Annotated in this window: 12 protein-coding genes; 6 read left to right on the top strand and 6 right to left on the bottom strand. The window is 71.2% G+C overall.

The annotated features are described in order from the left end of the window. Positions 1 to 33: 33 nt before the first annotated feature. Complete coding sequence (locus J2S42_RS21950) at positions 34 to 810, bottom strand: deoxyribonuclease IV (RefSeq protein WP_307241960.1); 777 nt, start codon at positions 808 to 810, stop codon at positions 34 to 36. 168 nt (positions 811 to 978) lie between these two features. Here J2S42_RS21950 and J2S42_RS21945 point away from each other — a divergent pair, with 168 nt between their 5' ends. The 5 genes from J2S42_RS21945 to rplI all read left to right on the top strand — a co-directional run bounded on the left by J2S42_RS21945 (position 979) and on the right by rplI (position 3,791). After that, positions 979 to 1,812, top strand: coding sequence for a hypothetical protein (locus J2S42_RS21945; protein WP_307241958.1), 834 nt, complete (start codon positions 979 to 981; stop codon positions 1,810 to 1,812). A gap of 280 nt (positions 1,813 to 2,092) precedes the next feature. Continuing rightward, positions 2,093 to 2,383, top strand: coding sequence for a 30S ribosomal protein S6 (gene rpsF / locus J2S42_RS21940; protein WP_307241956.1), 291 nt, complete (start codon positions 2,093 to 2,095; stop codon positions 2,381 to 2,383). 95 nt (positions 2,384 to 2,478) lie between these two features. Beyond that, a complete protein-coding gene (locus J2S42_RS21935) occupies positions 2,479 to 3,066 on the top strand; it encodes a single-stranded DNA-binding protein (RefSeq protein WP_307241954.1) in 588 nt (195 codons plus the stop codon). An 18-nt stretch (positions 3,067 to 3,084) separates the two neighbouring features. Further along, positions 3,085 to 3,324 carry a 30S ribosomal protein S18 gene (gene rpsR, locus J2S42_RS21930; RefSeq protein WP_033345375.1) on the top strand — a complete coding sequence of 80 codons (240 nt, stop codon included), beginning with the start codon at positions 3,085 to 3,087 and terminating at the stop codon, positions 3,322 to 3,324. 14 nt (positions 3,325 to 3,338) lie between these two features. Further along, positions 3,339 to 3,791, top strand: coding sequence for a 50S ribosomal protein L9 (rplI, locus tag J2S42_RS21925; RefSeq protein WP_307241952.1), 453 nt, complete (start codon positions 3,339 to 3,341; stop codon positions 3,789 to 3,791). Between the two features lie 726 nt (positions 3,792 to 4,517). Here the strand turns inward: rplI and J2S42_RS21920 are convergent. Beyond that, positions 4,518 to 6,539 carry a hypothetical protein gene (locus tag J2S42_RS21920; protein ID WP_307241950.1) on the bottom strand — a complete coding sequence of 674 codons (2,022 nt, stop codon included), beginning with the start codon at positions 6,537 to 6,539 and terminating at the stop codon, positions 4,518 to 4,520. Positions 6,540 to 6,953: 414 nt separating this feature from the next. Between J2S42_RS21920 and dnaB the strand changes: the two genes are divergently transcribed. Continuing rightward, a complete protein-coding gene (gene dnaB / locus J2S42_RS21915; RefSeq protein ID WP_307241948.1) occupies positions 6,954 to 8,408 on the top strand; it encodes a replicative DNA helicase in 1,455 nt (484 codons plus the stop codon). A 43-nt stretch (positions 8,409 to 8,451) separates the two neighbouring features. Here dnaB and J2S42_RS21910 read toward each other — a convergent pair whose 3' ends face one another. The 4 genes from J2S42_RS21910 to J2S42_RS21895 are packed head-to-tail and all read right to left on the bottom strand — an operon-like array spanning position 8,452 to position 12,125. After that, entirely contained in the window at positions 8,452 to 8,868 is a 417-nt protein-coding gene (locus J2S42_RS21910) for a TFIIB-type zinc ribbon-containing protein (RefSeq protein WP_307241946.1), read from the bottom strand. Between the two features lie 37 nt (positions 8,869 to 8,905). Beyond that, complete coding sequence (locus J2S42_RS21905; protein ID WP_370879219.1) at positions 8,906 to 9,244, bottom strand: fluoride efflux transporter FluC; 339 nt, start codon at positions 9,242 to 9,244, stop codon at positions 8,906 to 8,908. Then, a complete protein-coding gene (locus J2S42_RS21900; protein WP_307241944.1) occupies positions 9,241 to 9,621 on the bottom strand; it encodes a fluoride efflux transporter FluC in 381 nt (126 codons plus the stop codon). Before J2S42_RS21900 ends, J2S42_RS21905 begins: the two co-directional genes overlap by 4 nt. Further along, positions 9,618 to 12,125 (bottom strand): putative bifunctional diguanylate cyclase/phosphodiesterase, encoded by a 2,508-nt coding sequence (locus J2S42_RS21895; RefSeq protein ID WP_307241943.1) that lies wholly within the window; start codon positions 12,123 to 12,125, stop codon positions 9,618 to 9,620. The genes J2S42_RS21900 and J2S42_RS21895 overlap by 4 nt, the downstream gene beginning before the upstream one ends. Between the last annotated feature and the right edge of the window lie 313 nt (positions 12,126 to 12,438).

Here is a 12,438-nt window from a genome sequence, read left to right as displayed (position 1 = left end):
TTGTGGTCTCGTATGCACGCCGGTGAAGACGGTCTAGACGCCGATACGGTTGCGCAGGAACGTGATGTCGGCGCTCTGCCCCTCGGCGCCGCCCGGAGTCTCCACGATCACCGGTGCGTCCGCCGCCCGGATCACGCCGACCAGCAGCTCCGGATCGATCATGCCGTGCCCGATGTTGTCGTGCCGGTCGCGCCGCGAGTCGAACTCGTCCCGCGAGTCGTTGCAGTGGACCAGGTCGATCCGCCCGGTGATCGCCTTGACCCGGTCGACCGCGTCGATCAGCGCCTCGCCGCCGGCGTGCGCGTGGCACGTGTCCAGGCAGAAGCCGGCGCCGAGCGGCCCGACCGCGTCCCACAGCCGGGCGATCGCGTCGAACGTGCGGGCGCACGCGTTCTCCCCGCCGGCCGTGTTCTCGATCAGGACGGGCAGTGGGAAGCCACCCTCCTTCGCCGCGTAGCTGAAGGTCTTGCGCCAGTTGTCGAAACCGGTCGCGATGTCGTCACCGTCGCCGACGTGACCGCCGTGCACGATCAACCCGGCTGCGCCGATCTCCGCGGCCGCGCGGGCGTGCGCGAGCAGCAGCTTGCGGCTCGGGATGCGCACCCGGTTGTTCGTGGTGGCCACGTTGATCCGGTACGGCGCGTGCACGAAGAGCTGCACGTCCGAGGCGCGCAGCGCGTCCGCGTCGGCGCGAGGCGCCGGCGTGTCGAACTTCTGCGGGTCGGTGAGGAAGAACTGCACGGCATCGGCACCGCGGGCGGCGGCAGCGGCCAGCGGGTCGGCCGGATCGACGTGGGCTCCGATTCGCATGACGGGCAGCCTACGTCTCTCCCCCGACGAAAATCGCCCCCGGCTGTCCAAACGGTCACACAGCCGCGTCACCGAGCGCCGCCGCGTCTCGTTGGGCGAATGAAATCGACCGAGGGTGTTTTACACCGGTTTGTCGTCCGTCGTCACACCAGCCCGGGGAGTCTGCCGATGCGGAGCCGGATCACGCGCAGGTCGCTGGCCGCGTTGGTGGCGGCGTTGCCGCTGCTCACCGGCGCCGCGGCGGCCAACGAGGAGAGCGGCGAGGAGATCGTCTTCAGCGGCGGCGGGCTGATCGGCCTGGCCTGCGGCGCGAAGCCGAACGTGGGCGCGATCTCGCTGCCCGCCGAGTCCACGCTGCGGGTGGTCAACCGGACCGGCTACAAGGCCAAGCTGATCCTGGACGGCGTCACGCAGGGCGAGGTCGGCAAGGGGGACGCGGCCAAGGTCCTCTTCCACCGCGGCCCGGTCACGGTCGCGCTGAAGCCGAACTGCGTGCTCACCGAGGAGTCCACGTCCGTGCGCGTCACGGTGCGGCCACCGGCCCGGGTTGCGCCGCCTCCCGCGGCACCGAGGTCCCCGGCCGAGCCGGCCCCGGCCGTGGCCGAGGCGCCACCGGCCGCCCCGGAACCCCGCTCGCCGGACGCCGCCCCGGACCGGCCCACGCCGGGCGATACACGGCCCGCGCCGGCCGCCGCGACGTCGTCGACGCCGCCGGACCGGCCCACCGGTACGGCCGAGAGCGCCCGAGTGCCCGGCATCACGCCGTCGGCCGTCCCGACCACGCAGTCCCCGCTCCCGGACCCGCTCGCCGCGCCGCTCGGCGGCGGTGGGCCGGACGTCGCCGTGGCGGGCGTGGCCGCGGAGCCGGTCGCCGCGGTGGTGCCGGTCGAGGAGTCCGGCCCGGTCGGCCTGTTGGCATTAATCGCGACAATTTGCGTTATTGGCGTGTCAGCTGGGGCAATTCGGGCTATTATCGCTCAGCGGGCCGCCCGAGCAGCGTGACGGCGGGCCCGCGTCCGAGGCCCCGCGGGGCGCCGGTCCAACCTCGTCGGTGTGGTCGTTCCTCCCCAGGTCCCACCCCAGGAAAGCGGACTCGCGCCCCGCGGTTCTTTTGATCCCGCTTTGGTGGATCTCCATCGGGGTCCGCGGATCCGTACCGCGAGAGCCCCGCTATCCTTGTCAGGTTGCCCGCGGCCGGTAATCCCATCGCGCCCGCGGCAACGACGCAGACCTCCTGTCACGGAAGGACCGTGACCGCTAGCCCATAGGAGGTGAGTACGTCTTGCGTCACTACGAAATCATGGTGATCCTCGATGCCAGTCTCGAGGAGCGCACCGTTGCACCGTCGCTCGACACGTACCTGAACGTGATCCGGACCGCGGGCGGCTCGGTGGAGAAGCTCGACGTCTGGGGCCGCCGGCGCCTGTCGTACGAGATCGACAAGAAGGCCGAAGGCATCTACGCCGTCATCGACCTGCAGGCGACGACCGAGGCCGTGGCCGAGCTGGACCGTCAGCTGCGGCTCAACGAGTCCGTGCTGCGCACCAAGGTCATCCGGCCGGAAGTTCGCTGATCTTCCGGCTCCACCCGAACCGAACGTCGCCGGGGTTTTGTCACACCCGTGTGGCAATCTGACTCACCAAATCACCCCGGTGGTAGGAGAAGGTCATGGCAGGAGAGACAGTCATCACCGTCGTTGGCAATCTGACCAATGACCCAGAGTTGCGCTTCACCGCCTCGGGTGCGGCAGTCGCCAGGTTCACGGTCGCGTCGACCCCTCGGACTCTCGATCGGCAGTCCGGGGAGTGGAAGGACGGCGAGCCACTCTTCCTCCAGTGCAGCGTCTGGCGTCAGGCGGCGGAGAACGTCGCCGAGTCGCTGACGCGCGGTTCTCGCGTGATCGTCCAGGGGCGCCTGCGCCAGCGGTCGTACGAGACGCGTGAGGGAGAGAAGCGCACCGTCATCGAGATGGAGGTCGACGAGGTCGGCCCCTCGCTCCGCTACGCGACCGCGAAGGTCCAGAAGATGTCCCGTTCCGGCGGCGGCGGTGGTGGGGGCTTCGGCTCCTCCAACGGCGGCGGCGGGGGCGGTGGCGGCTTCGGCGGAGGAAACTCCGGTGGCGGCGGCAACTTCGGCGGAGGAAACAGCAACTCCGGCGGCGGTGGCGGCGACTACTCCGACCCGTGGGCGACCGCGAGTCCGGCCTCTTCCGGTTCGGGTGGCGGCGGCAACTACGACGACGAGCCCCCGTTCTAACAGGTTACGGAGCAAGCAATGGCTAAGGCTGCGGCACTGCGCAAGCCGAAGAAGAAGGTGAACCCGCTCGACAAGGAGGGGATCACCTACATCGACTACAAGGACACCGCGCTGCTGCGCAAGTTCATCTCCGACCGCGGCAAGATTCGTGCCCGCCGCGTCACCGGCGTGACCTCGCAGCAGCAGCGTCAGATCGCCAAGGCGGTCAAGAACGCCCGCGAGATGGCGCTCCTGCCGTACACGACGACGGCCCGCTGAGAGGGGGGACGGACATGAAGATCATCCTTACCCAGGAGGTGTCCGGCCTCGGCGCTCCCGGCGACATCGTGGAGGTCAAGGACGGCTACGGCCGTAACTACCTCCTGCCGCAGGGCTTCGCGATCAGCTGGACCAAGGGCGCCGAGAAGCAGGTCACGGTCATCCGCCGGGCCCGCCAGGCGCGCGAGATCCGTGGTCTCGAGCACGCCAACGAGGTCAAGACCGCCATCGAGGGTCTGAAGACCGTCAGCCTCGGCGCCCGTTCCGGCGCCGGCGGCCGCCTCTTCGGCTCGGTCACCCCGGCCGACGTCGTCAGCGCGATCAAGGCCGCCGGCGGCCCGTCGATCGACCGCCGCCGCCTCGACCTCCCGGCCCACATCAAGTCGGTCGGCGCCTACTCGGTGGGGGTCAAGTTGCACCCCGAGGTCACGGCCAAGTTCACGCTGAACGTGACGCCGGCCAAGTAAGGCCCGCTCTACCGCAGGAGCCCCGGGACGCTCGCCGTCCCGGGGTTTTTGTTTCCCAGAACCTTTCCTCCCGCTTCGGCTCTGCCGCCCATTTCCGGACTCGCGCTCGCCGCACCCAGCACTGTTGCGGGATCCTGGCTGTGCTGCGGGACCCCGGCTCTGCTGCGGCGATCGGGCGTTTCGCGCCCGAAATATAGCGATATAGCTCCACCGGCAAGTCTCTTCTCCGTAGAGCTTCGCCCGGCCACTCGATTGATCACTCAGGCTGCTGGGCCGCGGCATGACCGAAATCCTCTACGCGGCCAAGAAACACACGACGACTCATCCAGGAACTTCGGGCAATAGGCACCCGGGGCCTGCCGGAAATGGTGGCGGAGGCCGCGCTGCGGGCCGCATCGCGAGTGTCGGCGAGAGCCGCGCGTCGACGTGCCGCTGGTGTGGCGTCGTAGAGCGTGCCGGTGGGGTCGTCGTGGAGACCGCGTTGCCGGGCGTGACGCGTGCGGCGACGGAAGCCGTGCTGCCGACGTGGTCGCCGGAACGCGACGCGCGGGGTGTGGCGGCGGCGGCGGAGGCCGCGGGGTTTTCCCGGCCACCCGCCGACCGGCTCCGACGCCGGGTGCGGAGCGGAGCGCTAGCGGAGTCGGAGCGCCCGGCGAGGTTTGCCCGCGGGAGCGGACGGGCTGCGCCACGCCGGAAGCGGGAAGATCATGGGTTGGATCGTGGCCTTCAGCCGATCGGCTGGCCGCTGATCGCGGAGACCAGCACGGTGGCCAGGCCGCCGCCCATCACGGCCGCGGCCAAGCCTACGCTCGCGGTCTTCCAGGTGCCGCTGACCAGGCGTAACAGGTACGCGATGACGATGCTCACGGCCAGCGAGATGCCGAACTGTGGTGCGGCGCCGAGCAGTGTCGCGCCGGCCCGGGCACGCTCGGCCGCGCCCTGGGTGAGCGTGAAGATCGTGAAGAGCAGGACCGGCACCGAGTACCAGAAGACCGTGAAGCCGATTGCGGCGAGTGGGCCGCCTGGCGGGGCGTCCTCGAGTTCGTCCAGTTCCTCGACGGCGGCACGGCGGCGCATCACGGCGGACATCTCGCGGCGCGGTGTGCGTTCCTCCGGGGGCGCGTCCGCGTAGGAGGGGCGGGTCAGGCCGCCGGTGTTGGCCTGGCCGGCCGCCCAGTCGCGGTCGGCGGCCGAGGTGTCGTCCTGCCACGAGCGCACCGGGCGGGAGGCGCGGTAGACGCCCGCGGCGGGTGCGGCGCCGGTGGCGGGTGCGCCGGTCCACATCACCCCGTCCGGCGTGCGCTGCCAGCTGCTGGTGTCCGTTTCGGTCCGGCGTGGGTAGCGGGAGACCTCGCCGGTCTCGCCGGCGTAGCGCGGCCGTGGTGCGTCCGGCTCCGCGCGGGTGAAGCCGTATCCGCCTGCCCGCGTGCCGGTGTCCTCGGTCGCGGACCGGTCCCGGCGGGTGCGCGGGCCGTCCATCTGGGCGCCGCGCCGCCACGTGCCGGTGTCCGTGACCGCCTGTGGGCCCCGCCAGTCGGCATCATTCGCGTCCTCCGGGCGCCGGCGCCAGGTGCCCGTGTCCGCGGTGCCGGGGGCGCCCGCCAGCCACTGCGCCCGGTCCGGCCGCTCCTGGATCGCTTCCGGCGGTAGCTGTGGCGCGTTGCCCGACCGCGGCACCGGTGGGCCAGTGTCCGCGCGCCCGCCGGTGTCCGCGCGCATCCCACGGGTGCGGGCCGGTCCCATCGTCGGGTCGCCCCAGTCGGGCCAGTCGCTCTGCTGCGAGTGCCGCGGCCGCTCCGCGGCGCGCGACGGCTGCTCCGTGGTGCCGCGCGACGGCCGCTCCGTGGTGCCGCGCGACGGCCGCTCCGTGGTGCCGCGCGACGGCTGCTCCGTGGTGCCGCGCGACGGCTGCTCCGTGGCGTCGAGCGACCCCTGCTCCGTGGCCGCGCGTTCGGCGCGGCGTCGTTCGGATCGGGTCGGTCGCGGCGCGTCCCACGAGCCGGTGTCCTCGCGGACGGCCCGGCCGCCCCAGGTGCCCGTGTCGTCGCTCGGTGCGGGCCGCGGCGCGGGCACGTCGGAGACCTCGTCGGCCGTGCTCCAGCTGCCGGTCTCCGAGACCCAGGTGCGCGTTTCCGTCACCCGACGCCACGAACCGGCGCCCGAGCGCCGGTTCCAGGTGTCCTCCTCCGCGTCGCGGCCCCATGAGCCGCCGCCCTCGTCCGGTGGCCGGCGCCGGGTGGTGGGCTCCGGGCCGGTACGGGAGCCGTACCGCCCGCCGGGCTGGTAGGCGCGGTAGCCGGTGTCCTCGTCCGGCTCGGACCGCGAACCACGCCGCCAGCTGGCCGTGTCGCTGACGTTGCGCCAGCTGCCGGTGTCGTGCCGCCGGTCGGCCCAGCTCGGCCGATCCGGGGCCGTGTCCTCGTAGCTGACGCTCTCGCTGGTCCGGCCGTAGGTGGCGCCGCCGTCCGGATCCTGGCGCCAGCCCTCCGTCTCCCGGCTGGCCTGCCAGCGGTTGCGCGCGCGGCTGGAGCGGACCGGCGGGATGTCGCCGACGCCGGTGTCACCGGTGCGCCGGTAGAAGTCGGTGGTGGCCGGGTCGGGGTAGCTCGTGTATCGCTCGACCTGTGACTGTTCCGCCGCCCGCGGCCGGGGCAGCTCGTCGCCGTAATCGCCGTCTTCCGACCAGGACTCAGCACGGCGGCGCTGTCGCGGCGCCCGCCCGCTGAGATCCCGATCGTCGTAGTCCACCAATGGAGCGTGACCGTTCCGAGACCAGATCGCAATACGTGTTCCGGGGGCATCAACTTGCGGCGATGAGCCTACCTTCGCCCGAATCCGCCTCCAGAACCGGACAACCTTTCTTTCCTCCACATGCTGGGGACAAAGTTTCGCCTGCTCAGAGGCGTTTGTGTGACGTGATCCACTTAGTTGTGCACAGGTTATCCACAGGGATGCGCACAGCGTGCGGCCTGATGTCCACAGGTAATACCCAGGCTCGTCCACCGACCCGTTTGGGGCTGAGCCCTGGGTGTTCGTAGTGTGATCGCTCTACCCGTGGGTGTGTCTGCCGATGTGCCTGTCGGCCGCTCCGGTTACCGGCGTTCCGGTTGTCGGCGCCCTGTTCGATGCGGGATAGTACGTATGTTCGACTGAGGGGGCGCGATGTCGATTACCGACGACGTGCGGCCCGGCTCGTTCTCCCCCGACGACTCCGGGGACGACCGCCCGCGCCGCCAGAAGGACCGGAAGTTCGACGGCCCGCCACGCGACGGCGAGGGCGGTGGCGGCGGCCTGGACCGCACCCCGCCGCAGGACATGGCCGCGGAGCAGTGCGTGCTCGGCGGCATGCTGCTGTCCAAGGACGCGGTCGCCGACGTCGTGGAGATCCTCAAGCACGGCGACTTCTACCGGCCGATCCACGCGACGATCTTCGACGCCATCACTGACCTGTACGGCCGCGGCGAGCCTGCCGACGCCATCACGGTCGCCGCACTGCTCAACGACGCCGGCGATCTGGCCCGCATCGGCGGCGCCCCCTACCTGCACACGCTGATCGCCAGCGTCCCGACCGCCGCGAACTCGTCGTACTACGCCCGCATCGTGGCCGAGCGTGCGGTCCTGCGCCGCCTGGTCGAGGCCGGCACCCGCATCGTCCAGCTCGGCTACGGCGCCGCGGCCGGCAGTGGCCGCGACGTCGACGACATCGTCGACCTGGCCCAGCAGGCCGTCTACGAGATCACCGAGAAGCGCGTCAACGAGGACTTCGCCAGCCTCGGCGAGATGCTTCAGCCCACGCTGGACGAGATCGAGGCGATCGGCGCGCAGGCCGGCATGATGACCGGCGTACCCACCGGCTTCGCCGACCTCGACCGGCTGCTGAACGGCCTGCACGCCGGGCAGTTGATCATTGTTGCTGGCCGGCCCGGCCTGGGGAAGTCGACGGCCAGCATGGACTTCGCCAGAAACGCGGCGATCCGGGCGAACCAGGCCAGCGCTATCTTCTCGCTGGAAATGAGCAAGATCGAGATCGTGATGCGTCTGCTGTCGGCGGAGGCGCGGGTGCCGCTGCACGTGCTGCGCTCCGGGCAGCTCTCCGACGACGACTGGACGAAGCTGGCGCGCTGCATGGGCGAGATCAGCGAAGCACCGCTGTTCGTGGACGACACGCCGAGCATGAACCTGATGGAGATCCGGGCCAAGGCGCGGCGGCTCAAGCAGCGGCACGACCTCAAGCTGATCGTGGTCGACTATCTGCAGCTGATGTCGTCGCCGGGCCGCACCGAGAGCCGTCAGCAGGAGGTCGCGGAGCTGTCCCGTGGCCTGAAGCTGCTGGCCAAGGAGGTCGAGGCGCCGGTCATCGCGGTGTCCCAGCTGAACCGTGGTCCCGAGCAGCGCACCGACAAGCGGCCGCAGCTGTCCGACCTCCGTGAGAGTGGATCGATCGAGCAGGACGCCGACGTCGTGATCCTGCTGCACCGGGACGACTACTACGACAAGGAGTCGCCGCGCGCGGGCGAGGCCGACTTCATCGTGGCCAAGCACCGTAACGGCCCGACGGACACGGTCACGGTCGCGGCGCAGCTGCACCTGTCGCGGTTCGTGGACATGGCGATGTAGGGCCGCCGCCACCCCGGCGAGACGGCCCTACCTCACCGAGGTCCTAGTCGAAGAGCTCGCCCAGGAAACCGCGGTGTCGCTTGTTCCGGTAGTGCCCGTGGTGCCGGTAGTGCCCGTGGTACCCGCCGCCGTGGCCGTAGGCGGGTGCCCCGTGCCCGTACGCCGGGGTCGCGGCCGGGTAGCCGTGCTGGACCGGCGGGGGCGGAGGCGGAGGCGCGTACCCACCACCGTGACCCGGCGCGGCCGGCGGGTAACCGGCGGGCGGCGGAGGCGGCGGGACAGCCGCAGGGCGGGCGCCCTGCGGGTTGCTCCGGTTCCAGTTCTGCTCGGCTTCGAAGAGTTTCTCCAGCTCGCCGCGGTCCAGGAAGATCCCCCGGCACTCGCCGCACTGGTCGATGGTGACGCCGCTGCGTTCGTACTGCCGCATCTGGCCGTGGCACTTTGGACAGGTCATCTGCATGCGTCGACGGTACCCCGGCCGGTCACGCATCGTGCGCCTACGGCGCGAGCCACCAGCCCAGCCCGGCGGCCGAAAGACCCAGAACCAGATTCAACGCCAGATTCTGTACGCCGAGCGCGCGCGGCAGCCGGACGGTGTCCGCCGCGAGCGTGGACCAGGTGGTCAGCGCGCCGCAGAAACCGGTCCCGGCCAGCGCGATCACCCAGGCCGGCGCGGTGCCGTGCAGCAGACCGAGCAGCAGCGAGCCGAGCACGTTCGCGGCCAGGATGCCCCACGGCAGGCGCCGCCCGAACCGCGCCGCCGCGGCCGAGTCGAGCAGCGACCGCGCCACCGCGCCGGCCGCGCCGCCGAGCAGCACCAGCCCAAATGTGATCATGCCGGATTCTCCTTGACACCGCGCCCCAGCCGATGGCCGAGCCGGACCGCGCCGAGCGAACCGGCCACCGTGGCGGCCAGATAGCCCGCGGCGAGCAGCGGCCGGTCGCCCAGCCCCAGCGTCTGCACCGCGAACGCGGAGAACGTCGTGAACCCGCCGAGCACACCGGTCGCCACGAACGGCCGCAGCAGCGGATGCGTACCCGGCCGGTCCTCGATCCGGGCCAGGAACGCGCCCATCGCGAGGCACCCGGCCACGTTGATCGCCACGGTGGTCCACGGCCCGGGCGCGGCGGCCGTCGCGGCGTACCGGGCGGCGGCGCCGAGCGCGCCGCCCGCGGCCACCGCACCGATGACCGGCCACCCGGTTGTGATCACGCGGGCAAGTGTGGCAGACGGCTGCGGACCCGGCGGCCGGTGGCGAGCCGAACGACCGCGCCCGTGTCGTGCAGCGACGGCGCCAGGTGGCCGGGCCGGTTGGCGGACCCCTGGCGGAGGGCGCCGAGCAGCGTGCCGACCGGCATCGAGCGGGCGAACAGGTGGCCCTGGCCGGCGCCGCAGCCGAGCTCCCAGAGCGCCTTGCGCTGGGCCGGGCTCTCCACGCCCTCGGCCACCACCAGCAGGTCTAGGCTGCGCCCGAGCTCGACGGTGGCGCGCACGACCGCGGCGGCCTCGGGCGAGCCGTCCATGGCGGCCACGAACCGCCGATCGATCTTGATTTCTTGGACCGGTATCCGCGGCACGGCGGCGAGCGAGCTGTACCCGGTGCCGAAGTCGTCGAGCGCGAGCCGTACGCCGGTGTCGCGCAGCTCGTGCAGGACCCGGTCGACCACGGCGAGCTGGCTGAGCGCCAGCGTCTCGGTCAGCTCCAGCACCAGCCGGTCCGCGGGCACGTCGTGGGTGGCCAGCCGCGCCGCGACCAGCGCCGGGAAGCCCGGGTCGAGCAGGCTGCGCGGCGACACGTTGACCGCCACCGGCAGGTCGTACCCGGCGTCGCGCAGCGCGGTGACCGCGCCGAGCGACTTCTCCAGCACCGTGTCGGTGAACGCGGGCAGCAGCCCGGACCGTTCCACGGTCTCCAGGAACCGCAGCGGGTCGAGGTGGCCGCGGACCGGGTGATGCCAGCGGGACAGCGCCTCCGCCGCGACGACCTCGCCGGTGCCGAGATCGAGGATCGGCTGAAAGTTGACCGCGAACTCCTCCTCCTCGACCGCTCGGGTCAGGTCGCCGCCGAGCGCCAGCCGTGCGATGTCCGCGGTGTCCTTCACGCGGCTGTACGTCGCGATCCGCTCGCCACCGCGTTTCGCCTGGTACATGGCGACGTCCGCGCGGCGCAGCAATTCGGTCATGCCACCCCGGCCGGGCGCGACCGCGATGCCGCCGCTGGCCTCGACGCGCAGCTGCATGCCCTCGGCCATGAACGGGTGGTGCAGCGTGTCCAGCAGGACCTCGGCCCGGTGCATCGCGACCGCGGGCGCGGACAGGCCGCGGAGCAGCACCGCGAACTCGTCGCCGCCGAGCCGGGCCACGATGTCGCCCGGGTGCGCCGCCGCCTCCAGTCGTCGCGCGACCTCGGTCAGCACCGCGTCGCCCGCGGTGTGCCCGAGCGTGTCGTTGACCTCCTTGAAGTGGTTGAGGTCGACCAGCAGCATGGCGGTGAGGCCGTCCTGGTGCGGCTCCTGCAGGTGGCGGGCGCCGCGGTCGAGCAGCGCGCGCCGGTTGAGCAGGCCGGTGAGCTGGTCGTGGGTGGCCTCCTGGGCGTGCGAGGCCGCGACGCTCATCAGTTCCTGGTACGCCGTGGCGTTGCGGATCGCGGTGGCGAGCGCGGACGCGAACGTGCGCAACGTGTACTGCTCGCGCTCGGACAGCCGTACCTCGGAGTGAAACCGCAGCCGGAGCACGCCGATCTCGCCGCCGGCGCCGGAGCCGAGCAGCGGCATCGCGAACACCTGCCGCTCCGGCCGGGGCGCGTCGTCCGGCGCGCCGTCGAAGACCACGCTCTCGCCGCGGCCGCGTACGAGCCGGCCACCGAGCGCGACCTCGATCTCGTTCGCGGAGAAGAGCGGCTCGGCCCGGACGACCGCGGTGTGCAGCACCCGGGTCAGGTCGGTGTCGTTGAGCGCCTCGGTGACGGTGGCTAGCCGCTGCCAGGCCTTCCGTTCCTCGCGGGTGCGCATGCGGTTCTGGTAGAGCAGCTGGACGACGACCGCGACGGCCGCGACGATGAGCGTCCACGGTGGGTCGACGCGCCAGGTGGCCGCGGCCGCGAGCGCCGCCGCGATCTTGACGATCAGCGTGAGCAGGCGGATCGGCCAGTCGCCGAGCACCAGCTGGCGCAGCGTGCCGCCGGTGGCCAGCGCGAGCACCGGCATGGCGAGCAGGTCGTCCGTCACGATCAGCACCGCGCCCGCGACGACCAGCGCGGCCAGCTGCTGCGGAATCGGCAGGTGATCGCCGTGCAGCGGCCCGAAGATCAGCGTGGTGACGGCCAGCGCGAGGCCGGCGGTGAGCACGGCCTTGGCGGTGTTGAATGCGATCTTGTCGAGCCGGATCCGCCGCCGGACCTTCGGCAGCGCGGTGCCCGCCGCCAGGCACAGCAGTGCCCAATGCGGCGGCAGAAACGCGATGGTCAAAAGAATGCCGGTCTCGGACCAGTTGTACGAGACGATCGCGCTCCGGATGCGGATCATCGAGGTGCCGACATCGACCGTAAAGGCGATCATCGCGGTGGCCACGATCGGCAGCCACCATTCCGGAAGATCGGAATTGCGGGCCGCGGCCCAGCCCGCCCAGATCAATATCGGAACGGCCGCCAGCGTGAAAAGGCTGACCAGCTGCCGTAGCAGCTGGTCAGCCCGATGGCTGGTAGTCGCCTCGATCATCTGACGCCTCGCTCCAGGGGACCGTAGTGGTCAGCCTACTGGGAACGTGTCCGCCGGCCTAGTTCTGGATCGGATTGGGGATCAGAGCCACTCGGTGCCGCGCATTGTGGTCATCCCTTCGTCTCGACGGTGCAATTCCTATTTCCAAAAGTCTTTCGGCGCCTTCGTCAAGTCACTCTCGAGTGCTTGACTGAGAACGACTCTAGATTCGACGCGAAAACTGCGAAAGATTGAAATGTCGCTCGTTTCGGTAAATGCTAAAGCAGACGCTATTGATTACTTAGAGAAACCGTTTGACAACAGAATGCATTCA

The organism is Catenuloplanes indicus, assembly GCF_030813715.1.
Lineage (GTDB): Bacteria > Actinomycetota > Actinomycetes > Mycobacteriales > Micromonosporaceae > Catenuloplanes > Catenuloplanes indicus.
Note: the sequence above shows the minus strand (reverse complement) of the source record. Positions and strands in the feature narration are given on the sequence as shown.

What these genes read in the sequence shown, in the direction of transcription:
- J2S42_RS21950 (WP_307241960.1), bottom strand. Translation starts at nt 810, where the DNA reads ATGCGAATCGGAGCCCACGTCGATCCGGCCGACCCGCTGGCCGCTGCC.
- J2S42_RS21945 (WP_307241958.1), top strand. Translation starts at nt 979, where the DNA reads ATGCGGAGCCGGATCACGCGCAGGTCGCTGGCCGCGTTGGTGGCGGCG.
- J2S42_RS21935 (WP_307241954.1), top strand. Translation starts at nt 2,479, where the DNA reads ATGGCAGGAGAGACAGTCATCACCGTCGTTGGCAATCTGACCAATGAC.
- rpsR (WP_033345375.1), top strand. Translation starts at nt 3,085, where the DNA reads ATGGCTAAGGCTGCGGCACTGCGCAAGCCGAAGAAGAAGGTGAACCCG.
- rplI (WP_307241952.1), top strand. Translation starts at nt 3,339, where the DNA reads ATGAAGATCATCCTTACCCAGGAGGTGTCCGGCCTCGGCGCTCCCGGC.
- dnaB (WP_307241948.1), top strand. Translation starts at nt 6,954, where the DNA reads ATGTCGATTACCGACGACGTGCGGCCCGGCTCGTTCTCCCCCGACGAC.
- J2S42_RS21910 (WP_307241946.1), bottom strand. Translation starts at nt 8,868, where the DNA reads ATGCAGATGACCTGTCCAAAGTGCCACGGCCAGATGCGGCAGTACGAA.
- J2S42_RS21905 (WP_370879219.1), bottom strand. Translation starts at nt 9,244, where the DNA reads ATGATCACATTTGGGCTGGTGCTGCTCGGCGGCGCGGCCGGCGCGGTG.
- J2S42_RS21895 (WP_307241943.1), bottom strand. Translation starts at nt 12,125, where the DNA reads ATGATCGAGGCGACTACCAGCCATCGGGCTGACCAGCTGCTACGGCAG.